The 19792-nt window shown below is 53.4% G+C and carries 16 protein-coding genes; 12 read left to right on the top strand and 4 right to left on the bottom strand.

Translation table 11 applies throughout. The features are described 5' to 3' along the window. Positions 1–72: 72 nt before the first annotated feature. Together SFC07_RS04760 and SFC07_RS04755 are read right to left on the bottom strand one after the other, a co-directional pair. Positions 73–621 (bottom strand): phage holin family protein, encoded by a 549-nt coding sequence (locus tag SFC07_RS04760; RefSeq protein ID WP_411207090.1) that lies wholly within the window; start codon positions 619–621, stop codon positions 73–75. Between the two features lie 218 nt (positions 622–839). Beyond that, entirely contained in the window at positions 840–1622 is a 783-nt protein-coding gene (locus SFC07_RS04755) for an HAD family hydrolase (protein WP_411207269.1), read from the bottom strand. 539 nt (positions 1623–2161) lie between these two features. Here SFC07_RS04755 and ssd point away from each other — a divergent pair. The 7 genes from ssd (at position 2162) to SFC07_RS04720 (ending at position 6615) form a co-directional block, all read left to right on the top strand. Continuing rightward, positions 2162–3226, top strand: a complete 1065-nt coding sequence (gene ssd / locus SFC07_RS04750) for a septum site-determining protein Ssd (protein WP_411207089.1) — start codon at positions 2162–2164, stop codon at positions 3224–3226. Beyond that, entirely contained in the window at positions 3219–4361 is a 1143-nt protein-coding gene (locus tag SFC07_RS04745; protein WP_411207088.1) for a TadA family conjugal transfer-associated ATPase, read from the top strand. Before ssd ends, SFC07_RS04745 begins: the two co-directional genes overlap by 8 nt. Beyond that, positions 4346–5149, top strand: a complete 804-nt coding sequence (locus SFC07_RS04740; protein WP_411207087.1) for a type II secretion system F family protein — start codon at positions 4346–4348, stop codon at positions 5147–5149. Before SFC07_RS04745 ends, SFC07_RS04740 begins: the two co-directional genes overlap by 16 nt. Then, positions 5146–5739: a type II secretion system F family protein gene (locus SFC07_RS04735; protein WP_411207086.1), complete on the top strand. Its 594-nt coding sequence runs from the start codon at positions 5146–5148 to the stop codon at positions 5737–5739. The genes SFC07_RS04740 and SFC07_RS04735 overlap by 4 nt, the downstream gene beginning before the upstream one ends. A 25-nt stretch (positions 5740–5764) precedes the next feature. Further along, the gene (locus SFC07_RS04730) at positions 5765–5977 is read left to right on the top strand and encodes a DUF4244 domain-containing protein (RefSeq protein WP_411207085.1); all 213 of its coding nucleotides are present in this window, start codon (positions 5765–5767) and stop codon (positions 5975–5977) included. A gap of 91 nt (positions 5978–6068) precedes the next feature. Further along, positions 6069–6302: a hypothetical protein gene (locus SFC07_RS04725; RefSeq protein WP_411207268.1), complete on the top strand. Its 234-nt coding sequence runs from the start codon at positions 6069–6071 to the stop codon at positions 6300–6302. Then, a complete protein-coding gene (locus tag SFC07_RS04720; protein ID WP_411207084.1) occupies positions 6277–6615 on the top strand; it encodes an Rv3654c family TadE-like protein in 339 nt (112 codons plus the stop codon). The genes SFC07_RS04725 and SFC07_RS04720 overlap by 26 nt, the downstream gene beginning before the upstream one ends. A gap of 10 nt (positions 6616–6625) precedes the next feature. Here the strand turns inward: SFC07_RS04720 and SFC07_RS04715 are convergent, their stop codons facing one another. Continuing rightward, positions 6626–9055 (bottom strand): DEAD/DEAH box helicase, encoded by a 2430-nt coding sequence (locus tag SFC07_RS04715; protein WP_411207083.1) that lies wholly within the window; start codon positions 9053–9055, stop codon positions 6626–6628. A gap of 275 nt (positions 9056–9330) precedes the next feature. Here SFC07_RS04715 and SFC07_RS04710 point away from each other — a divergent pair, with 275 nt between their 5' ends. The 5 genes from SFC07_RS04710 (at position 9331) to SFC07_RS04690 (ending at position 17876) form a co-directional block, all read left to right on the top strand. Further along, positions 9331–9534 carry a cold-shock protein gene (locus SFC07_RS04710; protein ID WP_411207082.1) on the top strand — a complete coding sequence of 68 codons (204 nt, stop codon included), beginning with the start codon at positions 9331–9333 and terminating at the stop codon, positions 9532–9534. Between the two features lie 552 nt (positions 9535–10086). Continuing rightward, entirely contained in the window at positions 10087–13086 is a 3000-nt protein-coding gene (gene topA, locus SFC07_RS04705; protein ID WP_411207081.1) for a type I DNA topoisomerase, read from the top strand. Positions 13087–13140: 54 nt separating this feature from the next. Beyond that, positions 13141–13812 carry a lysoplasmalogenase gene (locus SFC07_RS04700; RefSeq protein ID WP_411207080.1) on the top strand — a complete coding sequence of 224 codons (672 nt, stop codon included), beginning with the start codon at positions 13141–13143 and terminating at the stop codon, positions 13810–13812. 512 nt (positions 13813–14324) lie between these two features. Continuing rightward, positions 14325–17705: a VaFE repeat-containing surface-anchored protein gene (locus SFC07_RS04695; protein WP_411207079.1), complete on the top strand. Its 3381-nt coding sequence runs from the start codon at positions 14325–14327 to the stop codon at positions 17703–17705. A gap of 24 nt (positions 17706–17729) precedes the next feature. Further along, positions 17730–17876, top strand: coding sequence for a hypothetical protein (locus SFC07_RS04690; RefSeq protein ID WP_411207078.1), 147 nt, complete (start codon positions 17730–17732; stop codon positions 17874–17876). Positions 17877–18222: 346 nt separating this feature from the next. Here SFC07_RS04690 and SFC07_RS04685 read toward each other — a convergent pair whose 3' ends face one another. Beyond that, a complete protein-coding gene (locus SFC07_RS04685; protein ID WP_411207077.1) occupies positions 18223–19749 on the bottom strand; it encodes an adenylate/guanylate cyclase domain-containing protein in 1527 nt (508 codons plus the stop codon). Positions 19750–19792 lie beyond the last annotated feature (43 nt).

The raw sequence follows: 19792 nt of genomic DNA, 5'->3' as shown, positions 1-19792 counted from the left end.
TCCTTAAAAGTGCATGAGGGGATACTTAAGCCCCGCGGGGACCAAAGGTGCGCGGGGCTGAAGGAGGGGGATTTACTTGGGGCTAACAGCACCTGGGCCGTGGAAGGACTGGGTGGTGTAGAGGCCACGCTGGCTGGAACGCTCGAGCTTTTCGGTTGCCTGGCCAGGAACCAGGTTCTTGAGTTCATTCACCGAGTTGATGGTCTGCTTTGGAGCGCTCATCTTCTTAACCTTGCGCCAGCCGAAGAGAGCCAGTGCAGATGCCAGAACCAGCATCAACAGGAAGACGATGAGGAAAGCAGCCCAGCGGGCGATCCAGTTATCGAGCAGTTCCGCGAGGAAGAAGAAAAAGAAGAAGGAGCTGTAGAGCGCAATGGTGCCTGCAACGCCGAATGCGCCGCCACCGACAGCTGCCTTCTTGGCCTCGCCGGCCAGCTCGGTCTTAGCTAGTTCCAGCTCAGCGCGGAACAGGCTAGACATTTGGGAGGTGGCATTGGAAAACAGGGTGCCGATTGAAGCCTCACCACTTACGCTTGTGTCCACATCGCTGAGGGGAATTGCGTTCACCTTTGGGGCAAAGGTGTTGCTGCCATCAGTAAAAAGGCCATCGTTATTGCTCACTTGGAATCTCCTCCAGTGTTTAAAAGGCGTGTATCTAAAGCGTTCTTTAATCCCAATCGTGCCACGAAAACTCTTTTGAGGTGAAGTTCATAGACTTTTTGCAGGGCAAATGTGGCCTAAAAGCATAACCTAGGGTTTTCGAGCAGTACGGTATACATGATAAACGATGCTTGTCGACGCCCACCGCCACCGCACCCCTCAAACTTAACTGGGGAGGTTCAGGCAGTGCCACGTCGGCTGCGCCGCATCCACCAAAAACCGCCCGCTGCCACGGCAGCAAGGCCAGCAACAACACCCGTTCCAATGCCCACATCACGGCTGCTTGGCATTTGGAACAGTGGCTCGGGGTTTTTAAAACTCAAAATTTCCCAGCCTCGTTCCAACGCAGTCTTTTTTAGTGCACGATCTGGATTTACGGCAGTGGGATGTCCAACAGATTCCAGCATGGGCAGATCAGTAAAAGAATCCGAGTAAGCATAACTTGCGTCCAGATCATAGTTTTCCCGCGCTGCCAGCTCTAAAATGGACTGCGCTTTGGCGTCGCCTTTACAGTAGTAGAGCACCTCGCCGGTAAAACGACCCTCTTCAGATTCCAGCACGGTGGTTACTGTTTGTTCCACGCCAAGTTCGCGGGCGATAGGCTCTACCAGCTCTTTTACAGATGCTGAAATGATGATGACATCATGGCCGCGTTCTTGGTGATATTCGATGAGCTCGCGGGCTTCTGCATAAATAGTGGGGGTGACCACCGTGTGCATGGTTTCCTCAGCGATGGTGCGCACCTGTTGCACATCCCAGCCCCGAATCATGGCGGTGAGCTGGTCGCGAGTGTTATCCATTTGCTCGCTGGTGTGGCCGGCCAGCATGTAGGTGGCTTGGGCGAGAGTTAATTGCAGGGCTTCTACTGGAGAGATGAGCCCGCTGTTCATAAATTCACGACCATAGGCGTAGGTGGAGCTCATGGCGATGATGGTTTTATCCAGGTCAAAGAACGCCGCCACCTTAGGTGCAGGGGCGGGCCGAGTAGCTCCAGTGGAGCTTGCTGCACCCTGTTTGGCTGCGACGGCTTGTTCTTCCTGATTCACAGGGGTTAGTTTAGCGCCTTTTGAAAAGTTTTAAAGAGTTCCTTCTCGACTAGTGTTACTGAAGTGACTATTGTGATTTGGCTTCATGAGTGCTATTTCTCCAGCTAGTGGCCACTATTCCAGCGGTCTTGGGAAGTTTTCTATTCGAAAGAATAATCGGGTGGGATATTGTCTTGTTCCGCCTAATGTGCCATAATTTCAAATGCAAGGCCCCGATATACAGTGTGGCCTGCCCCGGCACAATCCCCCCCGTTGCCGGGTTACGACGGCCCGCGCACACCCCCCCCGAGGCGCGGGCCGTCCCTTATGCCTATAGCACTTTTAGAATGTTTGTGAATCTGGGTGGCAAAAGTTATCCACAGCCACGCGGCCGTTAATGGGTTGGGCGGCTAGTTATCCACAGGTTTCGGGCATCGGCATTGCTGGATGGAGCGTATCCCAGCAGAGTGAAAGCCATGAAAACCCCCAGAACCCAGGCAATTCTGATCGCTATTGAGGATCCTGCCCTGCACCCAGAAGCAATGCATGTTGCTGCAGCAACCGGGCGCCCAATTATCGAAAGCACCAACCCTAGCGATATTTCCCGCCATTTCCACCGTGCCTCTGCAGTGCTAATTGACGCTGCAACCGCAGTACGCATCTCCAATGAGCAGCACCGCGACCGCATATTTTTATTGGATTTAGACCCCGGCCCCTCCAATTGGAAAGCTGCCGTGCAAATACATGCCCAAGAGGTCTTTATTCTGCCTGCTCAAACGGCAGAACTCCTGGCAGTTTTGGGGCGCGAGGATTCCCGCACCCCAGCTGGTGCCGGCCAGGTGATCGGAGTGATGGGTGCAGTAGGAGGTGTGGGAGCAAGTACCCTCGCAGCAGCATTAGCCCGCAAAAGAAGTGGCCTCACCAGCACTGTGCTTATCGACGGCGTGCCAGCTTCCGGAGGAATAGATCTGCTGATGGGTGTGGAGGAAGTCTTGGGCGCCCGCTGGCCCGATGTTGGCTTTAACCGCGGCACCGTGCAAGCAAAGGATGTACTTCAGGCATTGCCACAGAGTAAAGATACAGTTGCAGTGCTATCCACCGCGCGCTCGAAAATTATCGATCCTTTCCAGCTCACCCCAGCTGAAATCAGTGCAGCTATCAACTGCTTCATGGCAGCCGACACCACCATCGATGTCATTGTGGATTTGCCTAACACATGGGCCTCCTCAGAAATTATGGAGCATTTAAGTTATGTGGTGCTGGTAGTTCCCGCAGAGGTTCGTGGTGTGGCCGCTGCCGGGGCACTCAAGCTGGAAATAGCAGCTTTCCAGACCCCACTAGTGGTGGTGCTGCGTCATCGTGGCTGGTCCGGGCTGAATGTTGGTGATGTAGAAGAAATTTTGGGCACTGATGTCTTGGCAGAATTGGGAACCATTGCCAAACTCCCCAAAACCTTGGAAATGCAGGGGTTGACGGGTTTAATGCCTAGAGCTTTAAGCGCTACTGCCGATGCCATCTGGGCGGAGATTGACCATGGTTAATGTGGATGAACTTGTAGAAAAAGTCCAACGCCAGTTAGCTACCCTCAATGAACCCCAAAGCAGCGTTGATATTGCGCGGGTGATTAGGCAACAAGCAACCGTTATTAGCGATGAAGATGTGATTAGCGTTTTGCGGCGTTTACGCAGCGATTCGGTGGGTGTCGGACCTTTGGAATCACTCCTTGCGATACCTGGAATAACTGACATTTTGGTCAATGGTTACCGCAGTGTGTGGATTGATCGGGGAGCCGGGCTGGAAGCTGTTGATATTGATTTAGGCTCCGAAGAAGCAGTGCGACGTTTAGCCACCCGCTTAGCTCTTTCCTGTGGGCGGCGCCTTGATGATGCCCAGCCCTATGCCGATGGTCGCCTTGCCCGTGATGATGGCAGCATGCTGCGCATTCATGCAGTTCTTGCGCCATTGTCGGAATCAGGCACCTGCATTAGCCTGCGCGTGTTGAGGCAATCCACGTTGAGCCTGGATGATCTGGTTTCAGGCGGCACACTAACACCACAACTAGCTTCAGTATTGCGAGAAATTATTTTGCAGCGTCGTGCCTTCTTGGTGGTGGGTGGCACCGGAACTGGGAAAACCACCCTCTTATCTGCACTGCTTAGCGAGGTGCCAGACAACCAGCGCATTGTGTGTATTGAAGATACCGCTGAACTTCACCCCTCTCATCCCGGCACTATTAACTTGGTTGCGCGCCAAGCCAATGTGGAGGGCGCAGGTGCTGTCACCATGGCGGATTTACTTAAACAGTCTTTAAGAATGCGACCTGATCGGATTGTAGTGGGAGAAATCCGTGGGGCAGAGGTGGTGGACCTTCTTGCAGCGATGAATACCGGCCATGATGGTGGTGCTGGCACCATTCACGCCAACTCAATTTCGGAAGTACCAGCTCGTATGGAAGCCCTTGCAGCTAGTGGTGGTTTAGATCGCAAGGCCCTGCATTCTCAGTTGGCAGCAGCTGTTGATGTGGTCTTGGTGATGAAGCACAGCCCGCAGGGCCGACGCCTTGCCCAGATCGGAGTGCTACGCGGAAATCCGGTAAAGGCACAGGTGGTGTGGGATATTGAGCAGGGGCTGCGCCCAGAGATTGATTCTGAGGTGGCGTCATGGTTCTCCCACTAATGCTGCTGGCACTAGCTGCACTGTGTAGCCCATCTGGAGTGCTGGCTCGAGGACCCAAAAATAGAAGCCTTAACCAGCACCTCCAACGCCGACCGCCTTGGCTGATCGTGGGTATATTCCCACTGGCAACAACCATTTTTGTGATCATTGGAGTAGATGCGGCAACCGTAGTGGCATTGCTCATGGTGATCAGTGCGATGGCATGGCGGTTAAACACCCAACAAAAGGAAAAGATCGCGCGGAAACAAGCCGCGGCATTGGCTGGATTTTTAGGTCTGTGTGCCGGAAATTTACGTGCCGGTGCCCCGATGGTGGAGGCGATGGATCATGCCTTGGCTAATACTCCGGCCAATATTCCGGGAGAAAAAACGCTGAACGCTGTGCTTAGTTCCGCAGCACGTCGTGCCCGCTCGGGAGGCGGTGGCCACGCAGTGTTAGCGGAGGCTGAACATCCTGATCTTAAACGCTTGGGAACCTTGTGGCAGACCTCGGAAAAACACGGAATTCCACTGGTCACCCTCATTGAGCAAATGCGCCTGCGGTTGGACACCCGAGAACGGCATCGGGCTGCTACCCGCGCTGCTTTACAAGGCCCCCAGGCAACTGCAGTGATTTTGAGTTTGCTGCCAGTCGCTGGAGTCATTATGGGTACAGCCATGGGCGCTGATCCCCTTGCCATTCTTAGTGGTGGTGGAATCGGGGGAATCATGCTGGTTGTTGGCGTGGGATTGGGTGTTGCAGGGTTTGTAATCACCCAAAAAATCCTGGAGAATGCGAGCCCCTCATGATTATCGCCTGCGTGTTTGCCATGGTGGCGGCACTAATCATGCCACCGCGTCCAGGTATAAGAGTGGGGTTAAAAACGCCGAAAAACACCCTGCGTATCCGGGCTGGGCCAACTACTGGCTCGACAGCTGGGCAGATGTTAAAGAAGCAGGCAGATCCGCTGGAAATTGCAGCTGATATCGAGCTTTTTGCTGCCTGCTTAGATGCTGGCCTTAACACCAGAGATGCTGCTTCGGTAGTGGCAAATGTCGCTGTGGAATCGCAGCAGCAGATCTGGACACAGGTGGTCGCACTGTTGTCGGTCGGAGTCAATGCCCAAAAAGCGTTTTCGCTGATGGCAACAACTCCGGGGCTTGATGAACTAGCCAATCTCGCAACCATATCCCAACGCTCGGGGAGTGCCTTGAGCACAGGATGCACTCAGATTGCAGGAAGTTTAAGAGCCACGGCAGCAGATCATCGAACCGCCGCAGCAGAACGCGCCGGGGTGTTTATCGCGCTACCACTTGCACTATGTTTTTTGCCGGCTTTTATCATCATCGGCCTAGCACCAGTGGTGCTCAGCCTGGGTACACAACTAATCACCTTCTAAAAACACACCTAAAAAGGAGAAAATCATGTCCAACACCTCTCACAACCTCAGCCTTAACCTGCGCCGCCGTTCCCTATCCATCTTGAAGGAGGAAGACGGACTAACCACCGTCGAATATGCCCTCGGCACACTTGCTGCAGCTGCCTTGGCAGCTGTGCTTTATGCCGTGGTGAATAGTGACGCCGTGTCCTCGGCTTTTGAAGCCATTATCAACGATGCCCTCAGCGCAAGGCCTTAACACCCGCACTGGGAGGCGTCGAAAAGCGCACTTGTTATGGGCTGAGGAGCGGGGCTCGGTCAGCATTGAGGCCGCGCTCGCGCTCTCGGCGATGGTGGTGGTCTGCGCGCTCAGCGTAGCGGCGCTGGCAACATTGGCGGCTTATTTAGCAGCCACTGATGCCGCCGGTGCTGCTGCCAGGGCATATGCCATCGGGGAGGACTTTGAACCAGTTCGGGGCAGTGTCCACACCGTGGAAAATGCCGGGCTCCTCACCGCAACAGTCACCATTCCAGCACCCTTTGGAGAAATTTCCGCTCATGCTATCTACCCTGTGGAGGACTAATGATGCCGGTTATGCCACGGTTGCTGGCGCTGGCTTCGCCGCAGCGCTTGGTGGATTATTGATCCTGGTGGCGGGGCAAGCTGGTGGTTTATTGGCCCGCGAACAAGCCCAAGTAGCTGCGGATTTAGCAGCCGTTGCTGGAGCTTATGCCTATGCGCGCGGGGAACCGGCCGCAACTGCCTGCAGCCGTGCACAAGAAATAGCCGAGCTAAACAAAGCACACCTTAAGCGATGCAGCGTTGAGGGCGTAGACCTCATTGTGGCAACAACTATCAAAGATAAGGAGGCCTGGGCCAAAGCCGGACCACTCTAAACAAACGCTGCTAAAGCGATGGAGCACTAGTGCCCAAAAGGGTAACCATGGCGCCAAGCAACTTGATGGCACCTGCCTTATCCAGGGGATTATTGCCATTGCCACATTTGGGGGATTGGACGCAGCTGGGGCAACCGGATTCACAGCCACAGCTGCGCACCACCTCAAAGGTGGCTTCGATCCATTCCGCAAAACGCCTAAAACCACAGTCGGCAAATCCGGCACCGCCATCCATACCGTCATAAACAAAGACGGTGGGGTAGCCGGTATCGGCATGCAAAGCTGTAGACACTCCACCGATATCCCAGCGGTCGCAGGTGGCCAACAGCGGCAACATACCAATTGCCGCATGTTCGGCAGCATGGAGCGCGCCGGGGATATCGGCCTCAGCGATGCCCATTGCCCGCAAAGCCAGCGGGTCAATGGTGTACGCGACTGCGCGAGTATTCAGGATCTGCGGTGGCAAATAAAGGGGAGTGGCATCCAAGGTGGTGCCATCGGGAAGCCTGGTGATATAACCGGTGACGCGGTCTGTGACCTGGACATTGACATTGGCCACCCATAATCCGCCGCCGGCATCAAAAACCTCATCGTCTGTGGGTGCGGAGGTAATGCGGATTTCGGTATCACTGCGGGCAAAGGTGGTGTACTCGGGAAGCTCGGGGCGGGCGAGCGCAAGTTTGTCCTCTAACTCAAGTTCCTCAATCACAAAGGATTCGCCCTGATGTAGATAGACAGCTCCCGGGTGCACCTGGGACATTGCGCGCGCAGAATCGATGGTGCCCAAAAGGCGGCCATCACTAATATCCACAATCAAAAATTCTGAACCGGAGCCTCCTCTGAGACTGACCTGTTGGTGTGCAGTTTCAGGGGTGAGCTCGTCTGCTTCCGCAGCTGGGGTTTCCACTGCAAACCAGCCTCGGGGACGTTTGCGCAGCAGCCCTTGAGCTGTGAGTTCTTCCACCACCTGGGTAGCACCAAAGGCTTGGACCTCGGTTTCGTCCAAAGGCTTTTCTACCGCTGCGCAATAAATATGGCCACGGATGACATGCGGATTGCTGGGATCAAAAACCGCAGCTTCCACCGGTTTTTCCAAAAGCGCAGCTGGGTGGTTAACCAGGTAAGTATCCATTGGCTCATCGCGCGCTACCAGCACCACAATAGAACCTTGGCCACGGCGCCCAGCACGACCAGCCTGCTGCCAAAAGGAAGCAACGGTACCAGGGAAACCAGCAGTAACCACCGCATCGAGGCCACCAACATCAATGCCCAACTCCAGCGCATTGGTTGCGGCAACGCCGAGCAGGGTGCCGTCGTCAAGCATTCTTTCCAGTTTGCGGCGGTCTTCTGCCAAATATCCGGCGCGGTAGGACGCCACGCGGCGCGCAAAATCCGGGCGCCCCAGTACCGATAGTTCTTCTTGGGCGCGCAGTGCCACAATTTCTGCCTGTCGGCGCGAGCGCACAAAGGTCAAGGTCCGCGCGCCTTCTGCAATAAGGGTGGCCATAATATTGGCAGCTTCAGTGCTTGCCGCCCGGCGTACCGGCGCACCATTTTCGCCTTCGGCGCCTTCAATAAACCCAGGCTCCCACAACATAATGGTGCGCGTACCAGTGGGCGCGCCGTCTGCAGTGACAGCGGTGACTGGCATGCCGATCAAACGTGAGGCGTGAATCGCTGGCTCAGAGCTGGTAGCGGAGGCCAAAATAACGGTTGGATGGCTGCCATAAAAGGCCGCAATACGCAGCAAACGCCGTAGCACCATAGAAATATGTGCCCCAAAAACCCCACGATAAGCATGGCATTCATCAACCACAATAAATTTTAGGTGGCGCAGCAGCCGCGCCCAGCGGGGATGGTTGGCCAAGATCGAGGCATGCACCATATCTGGGTTGGTGAACACAAACCGCGTGAGATCCCGAATTCCCGCGCGTGCCTCGGTGGGGGTGTCCCCATCATAGGGTGCTGGGTGGATTGCGCTTTCTGGGTTTAAGTCCCTGACCAGTGCAGAAACCGCAGCTAATTGGTCTGAACCTAAGGCCTTGGTCGGCGTGAGATACATGGCGCAGGCAGTGGGATCAGCACTCAACGCTGCCAAAATTGGCAGCTGGTACCCCAAAGATTTACCCGAGGACGTCCCCGTTGCCACCACCACATGCTCACCATTCCAGGCAAGTTCCGCAGTGCGCGCCTGATGGCTATAAAGCTTATCGACGCCGCGATCGCTCAGGGCTTGGCGTAACTTCGCGGGCACAAAGCTCGGCCACTCGGCGTACTCTGCCCGCTGGGCGGGCAGAGTACTCAGGTGTGTCAGCGTAGATTCGGGATAACGCTTACAAATAATCTCTGCTAATTCTGCGCCTAAACCTGCAGCTTCAGGCGTTTTTGGTGGCGTTATAGCGCCTGGGTTTCCGGGCTCAAAATTGGGGGTACTCACCATTTACCCCCTTTCATGGAGTTGGATTCACACTTTTGACCTGCAAAAACTAAAAACTTGTGGCTAATACCCTATCGCGTAACTGTGAAACATGAGACACTAGTCCCTAGGTCGCAAGTTTCAGTGCGCAGTGTTTAACGCTCGCAAGGATAGACGCGGGCGTTCGACTGTTTATACCGTCGGCGTTCGAGCAACAACGGCCAGATGTCATGGCTATACGTCCGTATAACTTAAGGCATCGAACCCGATAGTATTTCCAATCAGTAAAGGTAAGACACATGGCACAGGGCACTGTTAAGTGGTTCAACGCAGAGAAGGGCTTTGGCTTCATTGCTCCTTCCGACGGATCCGCTGACGTTTTCGTTCACTACTCCGAGATCGAGGGCAACGGCTTCCGTACCCTCGAGGAGAACCAGCTCGTCGAGTTCGAAATCGGCGAAGGCGCAAAGGGCCTCCAGGCTCAGTCTGTTCGCGCAGTCTAATTTGCAGCTGGCACAAAAACCGGTAACCGATGGTTACCGGTTTTTTCATGTTCTTTTCACCCTTGTGTGGGTTTCGGGGGTGAAAAATTCTTCAAAGCCGCCATATTTTTATGCTTTTTCTTGGAGAGTAAAAATCCATGAGTTACACCGATGTGAGCGGGAATAATAGGATTTCTTAGGCTCTGTAAATTGGACAAGAGGAAGCTAGGAAAAATTCGCAGACACGCTGAGTGTTGGACAATGTTTGCAGAAGGCCCTAAGAATACTGTGTAGCGTGTCAGTATTAGAGACATCAAAAATAGTTTTGGTGTCAGCGTGTTTACTCGAGTGTCTTGGAAAGTGCTCTAAAAGGTACTTTCAAAGGTGCGCTGGATAGTGTTTTTCCCCGTGAAGAGCACCGGATTCATTGAATGCAGCAACCTTGTGGTTATGCTTTCCAAGAGTGAACGTTTATGTGTGCGATTAATTTTTAAGGCACAGTAGACAACACATGCGTAATGGAAAACAGTGTTTTTAAAAGAACACCGCAGTCAACGAGAGGGATGCATTCCCGTGGCAGAATCTAAGGGATCCGGCAAGAAGTACCTGGTCATTGTGGAATCAGCGACCAAAGCCAAAAAGATCCAGCCGTATTTGGGCGACGACTACATTGTCGAAGCCTCCGTCGGTCATATCCGTGATCTGCCACGTGGAGCTGCCGATGTGCCCACCAAGTACAAAAAAGAGCCTTGGGCTCGCCTTGGTGTAGACACCGATCATGGCTTTGCACCTCTTTATGTTGTTAGTCCCGATAAGAAAAAGAAGGTTGCTGACCTCAAAGCAAAGCTCAAGCAGGTCGACGAGCTCTTGTTGGCAACAGACCCCGACCGTGAGGGCGAAGCAATCGCCTGGCACCTGCTTGAGGTTTTGAAGCCAACTGTTCCTGTGCGTCGCATGGTGTTCAACGAGATCACCAAGCCAGCTATTTTGGCAGCTGCGGAAAACACCCGTGAGCTTGACGTTAACCTGGTTGATGCCCAAGAAACCCGCCGTATTCTGGACCGACTCTATGGCTATGAAGTCTCCCCAGTGCTGTGGAAGAAGGTTATGCCACGTCTTTCTGCTGGACGTGTGCAGTCTGTAGCCACCCGCGTCATCGTGGAGCGTGAACGCGAGCGCATGGCATTTATTTCTGCAGATTATTGGGATCTTTCAGCGGAATTTGATACCGGTGAAAAATCCGATGCAGCTAATCCGACTTCCTTTAGCGCGCGTTTGTCCACTATTGATGGCAGCCGCGTAGCCCAAGGTCGAGATTTTGATGATCGGGGCAAGCTAACTTCTGACGTGGTTGTCGTCGACAAGCAAAAAGCTGAGGCCTTGGCCGAAGCTCTTAAGGGCCAGGAAATGGCCGTGGTGGGCGTTGAAGAAAAGCCTTATACCCGCCGACCTTATGCGCCTTTTATGACCTCTACGCTGCAGCAAGAGGCTGGCCGCAAATTGCACTTTACCTCTGAGCGCACCATGCGCATTGCCCAGCGCCTCTATGAAAACGGCCATATTACCTATATGCGTACCGACTCCACCTCGCTGTCCGCACAGGGTTTGAAGGCAGCACGCGATCAGGCGCTGGAGCTTTATGGCAGTGAATATGTTTCGCCGAGCCCGCGCACCTATGACCGCAAGGTGAAAAACTCCCAGGAGGCCCACGAGGCTATTCGCCCTGCTGGTGAGTCTTTTGCCACCCCGGGTCAGCTGCATGGTCAATTGGATGCGGAAGAATTTAAACTTTATGAGCTAATTTGGCAGCGCACCGTGGCATCGCAGATGTCAGATGCCAAGGGCACCTCGATGAAGGTCACCATTGCCGGCACTGCCAAAACTGGTGAGCGCACTGAATTTAATGCCACTGGCCGTACCTTAACCTTCCCAGGCTTCTTGCGAGCCTATGTGGAAGTCACCCAAACCAGCGATGGAAAGGACGTGGCAGATAATGCTGAGAAGCGTTTGCCGCGCCTGACCGAAGGCGATCAGCTCACCGCCACCGATATTCAAGCAGATGGTCACAGCACCAATCCACCTGCGCGTTTTACTGAAGCCTCTTTGGTGAAGAAGATGGAAGATCTGGGCATTGGCCGTCCTTCCACCTATGCCTCCATTATTAAAACCATTCAGGACCGCGGATATGTGTATTCCCGTGGCAATGCATTGGTGCCTTCTTGGGTCGCCTTTGCTGTTGTTGGTTTGTTGGAAAGCAATTTCACCTCCTTGGTGGACTATGACTTCACCTCTTCGATGGAAGATGAGCTGGACAATATTGCTGCCGGCCGTGAAGGTCGTACCGAATGGCTCAATGGCTTCTACTTTGGTGATGCCGAGGCCGATGATTCCATGGCAGAATCGGTGGCGCGCCAGGGTGGTCTGAAGGCGCTGGTTAACTCCAACTTGGAGCAAATTGATGCGCGCTCGGTGAACTCTTTGAAGCTTTTTGATGATGCTGAAGGCCGTGCCATCAATGTGCGCGTGGGCCGTTATGGTCCATATATCGAAAGGGTAGTAGGCACCACCGCGGAGGGTGAACCGGAGTACCAGCGCGCAAACCTGCCAGAGGAAACCACCCCTGATGAGTTGACCCTGGAAGTGGCTGAAAAGCTTTTTGCTACCCCACAAGGTGGCCGTGAGCTGGGCATTAACCCTGCTAATGGACGCATGATCGTGGCCAAGGAAGGCCGCTTTGGACCTTATGTGATTGAACAGGTCACCGAGGATGAGCGCGCCGGAGCTGCCGCCCAAGCAGAAGAAGTTGTTGCGGCTGAGCGTAAGGCTGAGGATGAACAACGCGCAGCGGAGGGCAAGCGCCCGAAGAATTGGGAAACCAAAACTGCTGCTACCCAAAAAGAAAAGCGCATTAACCAGCTGGTTGAGGAAACCCTCAAGCCAGCAACTGCGTCACTTTTTAGTGGCATGGAACCTGCAACTGTCACCTTAGAAGAGGCCTTGCAGCTGCTTTCACTGCCCCGCGAGGTGGGAATTGATCCAGCCGATGGTGAGCCCATTACCGCACAAAATGGCCGTTATGGCCCATATCTGAAGAAGGGTAATGATTCCCGCTCGCTGTCCAGCGAAGCGCAGATCTTCACCATTACTTTGGATGAGGCGCGACGTATTTATGCAGAGCCCAAGCGCCGGGGCCGTGCTGCTGCGCAGCCACCACTGAAGGTCTTGGGCGATAACGACGTATCCGGCAAGCCTATGACGGTGAAAGATGGCCGTTTTGGCCCTTATGTCACCGATGGCACCACCAATGCTTCCTTGCGTAAGGGTGATGTTCCCGAATCCTTGACCGATGCGCGTGCCAATGAGTTGCTCTCTGAGCGTCGTGCCAAGGAAGCTGCTGATGGTGGTTCTGGTGCAGCGAAGAAGACTGCTGCTAAAAAGGCTCCGGCTAAAAAGACCGCTGCTAAGAAGACTACTGCTAAGAAGGCTCCGGCTAAAAAGACCGCGAAGAAAACTGTGAAGAAGGCTCCACCAAAAACCACTAAGAATGTGGTGAAGGCTGGTTCTCGAAAGTAATCTCAAGGTATGTGGCGCGAGTTTCTGAGGAAAACCCAACAAGGTGCGCAAGCCTTGGGTTCAGCGGTGGCCAAGGCCGCGCATGAGCCAGAGCGCGCTGCATATCTGGTGACGGCTGCGAGCAATGTTGCAGCCTCCTTTGCTGGCTACCGCGGAGTGAAAGACCTCAGCAAACCATTGCTATTACCACTGTTGAGTGGCCGGGTACTGCGTTCTAAGCAGCCTGACCGGTGGCTTGGCTTAGTAGGTTTGACAGGTGGATGGGCCGGTGACGTGGTGCTGATGAAGCCAGCGTCTCTGACGCACGGCGCAGCCGGATTTGCCCTTAATCATGCAGCTTATTGCGTATTATTGTGGCGCCGTGGCGCGCGCCCCAGTCTTAAAAGTGGCGCTATTCGCGCAGTGCCACTCGCTCTTGCCACTATGCTGGCCGCCCGCAAAGCACCCACCTTGGTGCCGGTGGCGCTGGGTTACGGTGGTTTGGTGGCCACCACTTCTGTGCTTGCCGACGACTCCCGCTTGCAGGACTTAAGCAATGCGGGGAGCTTTGGCGCTAGTCACGGGGCGAATCTTTTCTTGTTATCTGATGCCGTCCTAATATTGCGAGAATTGGCCTTTGAGGATTCTCACAGGTTGCAGGCAGCTGCTGATGGAGTGGTGATGGGGACCTATACTCTTGCACAACTGCTGCTTATAGATGCTATTTTTAGCCTTTACCTGCGCTAATAATTATTCTTAATGCTTTAAAGGGGAACTTTCCATAAGAAATTAATGATGGTTTTCCCTGAGAAAAATTATTCAAATGGCAGATTTTTGGCAGGAATTTTGAAAAATTTACCCCCTTTTAGCATTCATGCTGCTAAGGGGACTTATTTTACTCTCTACATCCCCCCTGTATTAATGGTTTTGAGGTCAAAGCTTAACTCTCTATAAGTGTGAAACGTTTGTTTTATGTGCAAACATTAAGAGGATCAACTCTGCCTTCTTATGTGATTCCTATCTACTGCTAATCTGCTAATTCTCGCTCTATAGTTACCGCAGAGTGTGACCGGTGTTTCATTCTTCATTTTGGCTTCCCTTGAAACGGTCAAGGTTAAGGCGATGGTTCCTGTGGGGCCAAGGGGATATTGCGTCAACTCTTCGATTGAGCACGTTTTTCATACGCCCGCTGTGGGTGAGGTAGATCCTAGGAAGGCACAAGAATGAGAAAGTACTTAGCAGAGCAACCGCGAAAGGGGGTGGCACCATGGCTTATAGTTACAGTTATTATCGCAGTGTTGGCGCTTGTGGCGACAATCGTTCCACAAACACTTTCACAGGCACGTGCGGAAGAAGAGCCCTCTGGATTTGTCACCGTCGCAGAAGAGATTGGGCAACCTGATTCCCTCGAACCTGCATCGGATGAGATTAATGTTGGTTCCGATGTCGATACTCCAGAAGTAGAGCCTGCAGACCCTACTCTTGTTGAGGAACCAACGGTTGAGGAGGTTCCGACAGTAGCTGACACTCCGGAAGTGGAAGAACCTTCTCTTGTGGAGCAGGCTCTTAGGCTCTTTGCTCCCAGCCTTGTAGCTACAGGAAACCGCGATGCTGACGTGACGATCGTGGTTGAGGTTGCTACAGGTCAGTACAATATTAATGACAATGTTGCGATTAGCGGTACCTGGGCTTACAACGGAACGGGGCCCGATCTGCAAAACGGGGATTCTTTCCGGATTCAAGGTCCAGACCTTTTGCGTATTGTAGATGAATCTTTTGTACTTAAGGATTTGAGGGGCCTCGCCTGGGGTACCTGCTATCCCTTCCCGGCGGAAAATTATTACAACTGCGAAATTACTTCAAAGCCTTCTGATACCTACGGTGGAGAAGGTAAATGGGACGCCAACGCAACTGCAATAGAAGCTGGTGAAAGGGATGGCTATAGCGTTGTCAGTACGGCTGATATCTCCAAAACGGGTCGTCTGGTAAACGGTGCAAATGAAGTAGACCTTCATGGAGCTCTTCCTGGTTCCGTAGTGCGTTATAGCGTGATGTATGATTCTTCACTTCTAACTAGCATTACTGAAGATATTGTTATTGACGATACTTTCTCTGACACGCTGAAGCTTTGCACCAATGATGAAGTTACAAACTTGACTGTTTCACAACCTTTTGGTGCGCCTACTGCGAGTATCACTCCAGCTGGAAGCAATGGTTTCACCCTCACCATTACACCTCCAGCCTCTGGTTTTAGCGATGAACCCATCTATTTGCGGTACAGTCTCTGTGCTTCCTCAGGTGGTCGTGATGCGAGTGGCACAGTTTACCGAAATGATGTTATAGAACGTAGCACCGGTGTCAGTGCCTATGATGAGCGTTCTCAGGTTCCCAGTGCTTCCGGTACTGCTAATGGCGTCATTGGCGGATCTTTTAATCTAAATAAGGTAATTGACCCAACCACAATCCCAGTTGGCTTTGATCCTGCGACTACTGGTTTCACTGTCAAGGTCGATGAGTATGCACCAAACCAGTACCCAGGTGGCACACCCGAAGCAACCTATAACCTCACTGTTCTTGCCAATGGAGAAGTGGTAGGTGGCTTTAATGCACGCCCAGCTGGTTGGAAGATCGTTCTGAGCGAACTTGCTGCTAACCTGCCTGAAATTCCAGGTCATAAGTGGGGCACCCCAGTCTTTACCGGCGAAGGAATTGAGACCGGTCTTGATGCCAATGGAAATTCCTATGCTGTAGTATCCCCCTTGGATCCTGCATTGGAGCAGAACGTCGCAGTGCAGCTGAAAAACAACGTAGTTCCTCTGACCCCAGCTGTTAAGACCCAAGCATGGGTTGGCGATATTAAGAACGGCACTCTTTCACTAACTGGTGGCACTGTTAAGGATGTTGTCACCTACGAGAACCTCAAGCCAAATACCGCATATGTGCTCCGTGGCACTGTCATGGATGAAGCTGGCGAGATTACCGGAATTGCTGGAACTGCTAATTTCACCACCGGCGTAGCAAATGCTGGTCCATTGGTAAATGGCACTGCCGAAGTTGAGTTCACCATCTCTGGCTCACAGGCTGCCGGCCTTGCAGGTAAGAAGCTTGTTGTCTTCGAAGAGCTGGCAGAAGCTGCAACTCCAAATAATGTGGTCGCTGAGCACAAGGATCTAAACGATGCGGAGCAGACTTTCTGGGTTGAGCGTCAGCCACAAATCGGCACCACTGCTTTGGTCTCCGGAAGTGAAGACAATGTTCTGGCACTGACCGGCGGCGAGGTTATTGACACTGTTGACTACACCGATCTGAAGCCAGGAACCACTTATAAGCTTGACGGCACCATTATGTATGTCAATGCTGCGGGTGAGGCTGTGTCTACCGGTATTACTTCTTCTGCAGAGTTCACAACCCCTGCTGATGACAATGCCGATGGCTATGTATCCGGTACTACTACTGTCACCTTCACCATCTCTGCTGCAGACGCGACTCGCTTCGCTGGTCAAGATCTTGTTGTCTTCGAGCGCCTCTACCTGGACACCAGCTTGGTGGCAAAGCACGAGGATAAGGATGATGAGGATCAGACCTTCGAGGTAGAGCCTAAGCCATCCATCGGTACCACCGCCAAGGTCGAAGGAAACGCTGAAAATATCCTGAGCATTGAGGGCGGCAAGGTCACCGATACTGTGGCTTACACCAACCTGAAGGCTAACACTGAGTACCGTATCTCCGGCGAGATTATGCATGTTGCTGAGGATGGAACTGTTACCGCGACCGGTATTAAGGGTGAGACTACCTTCACTCCTACAGGTGAGGGTAAGTATGTTTCCGGATTGCAGGATGTAGTCTTTACTATCCCCGCTGCTGAAGCTATTAAGTACCTCGGTGAAAAGCTTGTCGTCTTTGAAGCTGTTACCACTGGTACGCCTGGAACTCCAGTTGCGGAGCACAAGGATAAGGATGATGTAAAGCAGACCTTCTGGGTGGAGAACCCACCAGAGGTCATCGTTGAGAAGAAGGTCACCGGCCCTAAGGGCGATGACGTCACCAATGATGAGACTGCTGTTTTCCAGATCACCGCAACCTGGGTGGATGAGAATGGCGAAACTCAGAAGCGTACCTACACCGTACGTCCTGGTGAGGAAGTTTCTTTGGAAGGCCTGCCACTGAACACTGAGATCGCGCTCTCTGAAACTGGTGCACAAACCGGTGTCAGCAATGTGAAGTGGGGCGATGTCATCTGGTCCGGTACCGGCGTTGTTGATGAGGCTGGAAGCTCCCGCGATGCGGTAGTGACCATCGAGGATCCGGATGCTCCAATTCGCATCACCTTGGAAAACAAGACCAGCTCCTCTGGACTGATCATCATTCCTATTCCGATCATTCCTCCAACTACCGGAACTCCATCCCCAACTCCTCCGACCACTCCAGTTGCGCCTCCGACCAGTTCGGCAGCGCCAGCTACCCCAACCGTGCCTGCAACTCCGGCACCTAAGGTAAAAGCTGTACAGCCACAGGCCCCAGCTAAGAAAGAAGGCCTGGCTGTTACTGGTGCAAACGTCGCATGGATTGCACTAGGCGGAATTTTGGTGCTGCTTCTCGGTGCGGCCCTGGTTCTTCGCGGACGTCGCAAAGAATCCTAAAAACCACATTCAAGGAGAATCACCATGTACTTCCTTCCAGTACCACTCGTAATCGATGATCTCGAATACGTAGGATCCACCGTTGTTGACAGCCTCGTAGATCTGATCATCAGCTTCTACGACCTGGTAGCAGGCACCGGCAGCAGCATGGATTTGTTGTCATCCATCTAATGCCTAAGCCAATGCACTAGTGGCTAAACACAAGAACTGACCTCGTTGGGAAACCAACGAGGTCAGTTCTTTTGGGTTAAGCAAGATCCCAGATTGACCACTTCTTTACAAAAGATCGGTTGAGCCTTTTAAGCAATATTCATGAGCTCGAGAGACACTCAGCAACGGTCAACCTGCATTGGTGTGAATCCTATTTCGGGCCATTGTGTCAAGAGGCCAGTGACAAAGCTGTGGATAACTCCCCATAATCAAGAATTATCCCCAGGCACGCACAGGTGAACATTGACCAAAATGCCCCGCAGCTTGCAAGCTACAGGGCATGAAGAGGTTTTCGTCGAAAAGCGTTTTAAGAACGGTCCGCCAAAGTCGGCCGAATAGGCCGGGCCAGCTGGGTCATCTGGCCACGTCCGCGCAGCTCAACCGACTTCATCAGCGTCCAGCGTGCTTGCTCCGCCTCATTGGCTTCGCGCAGGGTAGAGGCGTTGGTGACAGTGCGGCCGGGAGTAGTCTTGGCAATCTCGGTCAGGCGCGCAGCCTGGTTCACCGCATCGCCAATCACCGTGTATTCAAAGCGCGCATGGCCACCGATATGTCCGGCCACCACGTGTCCAGCAGCAACACCAATGCCGGCCTTCAGCTGCAGATCCTTCAGCTCAACGCGCAGCTCGCGGGCGGCTGCCAAGGCATGGCCGGTTGCATCGGAGAGCGGCAGGGGAGCACCGAAAATAGCCAGCGCGGCGTCACCCTGGAACTTGTTGATAACACCCTTGTTGCGGTGCACAACCTCCACAACGTGCTCAAAAAACTCATTCAGCGCCCCCACAACTTCCTCTGGAGTATGGTTCACCGCGAAGGTCGTAGAGCCGATGACGTCTACGAAGAGGACAGCAACCTTGCGGTCCTCGCCACCCAAGGTAGGGCGTTCCTCCAATGCACGGCGAGCAACCTCGGTACCCACATAACGTCCAAAAAGGTCGCGCACGCGTTGGCGTTCACGCAGGCCACGCATCATCTCATTAAAACCAGCCTGCAAAACGCCGATTTCCGAGCCATCATAAATATCAACCTGGACATCGGTATCGCCACGGCGCACCCTATTAATAGCTTCTTGCAGCTCCAAGATGGGGTCAACAACCGAGGACACCACCAGGCGTGTGCCCAAATAACCAGTCACCAAAGCAACAACACCGAGCGCACCAATCGCGGGCAGAATTTTGGCAGCATCGGTGCCAAAAATTCCTTGGTTATAACCAAGCATCAGCAGCAAAATTCCGATCACTGGCATGCCAATGGTCATCACCCAGGTCAGACGCAGGCGCTGGCTCACTGGAGGCTCCAACGTGGAATCCTCAAATCGGCGAGCCAGAGCAGAAGCCGCGACGGGCCGCACAAGGCGTTCAGCTTCCAAATAAGTCAGCATCACCACAATGGCGCCAGCCATCAGAGTTGAAACGGCCACCACCGCAGCCAGGCTTAGGGAAATACGTGCTGTAATAAAGGTGGCGATCGCAATACCAATCAGCCACACCACTGCGCATAAAATTGCCTGGTAAATCGGGATGCGCATAACCAAATTGCGCACCATATTGGGATCGTGCTCATCGGGGTGGCGCTGCCATTCCAACACCGGGCGGAACATGAGGAAGGTCACCACCATGCCAGCCACGACGGCAAAGGCAAGATAAGCAACACCCACAGCAGGGAGGTAGGAGATCTCGGCATTAAAATTGGACGCATCTGGCTGCGGTACAAGGAAGCGCACAAAAAGCATGATTGCGAGCGCACCGAGTACGTTTGTGCCAAGCACCGTCGCGGCATAGAGAGGCCACGAGGTGCCCCACAGCCATTTAAGTGCCCTCAGCATTCGACTCATGATCAATACTCTAACGTGCCACAGCCGATCACATGGGAAGTAG

The organism is Corynebacterium callunae, assembly GCF_046592015.1.
GTDB lineage: Bacteria > Actinomycetota > Actinomycetes > Mycobacteriales > Mycobacteriaceae > Corynebacterium > Corynebacterium callunae_A.
This window is presented reverse-complemented; position numbering and strand designations above follow the sequence as displayed.

Bases quoted from the DNA above. Each gene is read 5' to 3' on its own strand.
- ssd (WP_411207089.1), top strand. From the start codon at position 2,162: ATGAAAACCCCCAGAACCCAGGCAATTCTGATCGCTATTGAGGATCCT.
- SFC07_RS04745 (WP_411207088.1), top strand. From the start codon at position 3,219: ATGGTTAATGTGGATGAACTTGTAGAAAAAGTCCAACGCCAGTTAGCT.
- SFC07_RS04740 (WP_411207087.1), top strand. From the start codon at position 4,346: ATGGTTCTCCCACTAATGCTGCTGGCACTAGCTGCACTGTGTAGCCCA.
- SFC07_RS04735 (WP_411207086.1), top strand. From the start codon at position 5,146: ATGATTATCGCCTGCGTGTTTGCCATGGTGGCGGCACTAATCATGCCA.
- SFC07_RS04730 (WP_411207085.1), top strand. From the start codon at position 5,765: ATGTCCAACACCTCTCACAACCTCAGCCTTAACCTGCGCCGCCGTTCC.
- SFC07_RS04725 (WP_411207268.1), top strand. From the start codon at position 6,069: ATGGTGGTGGTCTGCGCGCTCAGCGTAGCGGCGCTGGCAACATTGGCG.
- SFC07_RS04720 (WP_411207084.1), top strand. From the start codon at position 6,277: ATGCTATCTACCCTGTGGAGGACTAATGATGCCGGTTATGCCACGGTT.
- SFC07_RS04715 (WP_411207083.1), bottom strand. From the start codon at position 9,055: ATGGTGAGTACCCCCAATTTTGAGCCCGGAAACCCAGGCGCTATAACG.
- SFC07_RS04710 (WP_411207082.1), top strand. From the start codon at position 9,331: ATGGCACAGGGCACTGTTAAGTGGTTCAACGCAGAGAAGGGCTTTGGC.
- SFC07_RS04690 (WP_411207078.1), top strand. From the start codon at position 17,730: ATGTACTTCCTTCCAGTACCACTCGTAATCGATGATCTCGAATACGTA.
- SFC07_RS04685 (WP_411207077.1), bottom strand. From the start codon at position 19,749: ATGAGTCGAATGCTGAGGGCACTTAAATGGCTGTGGGGCACCTCGTGG.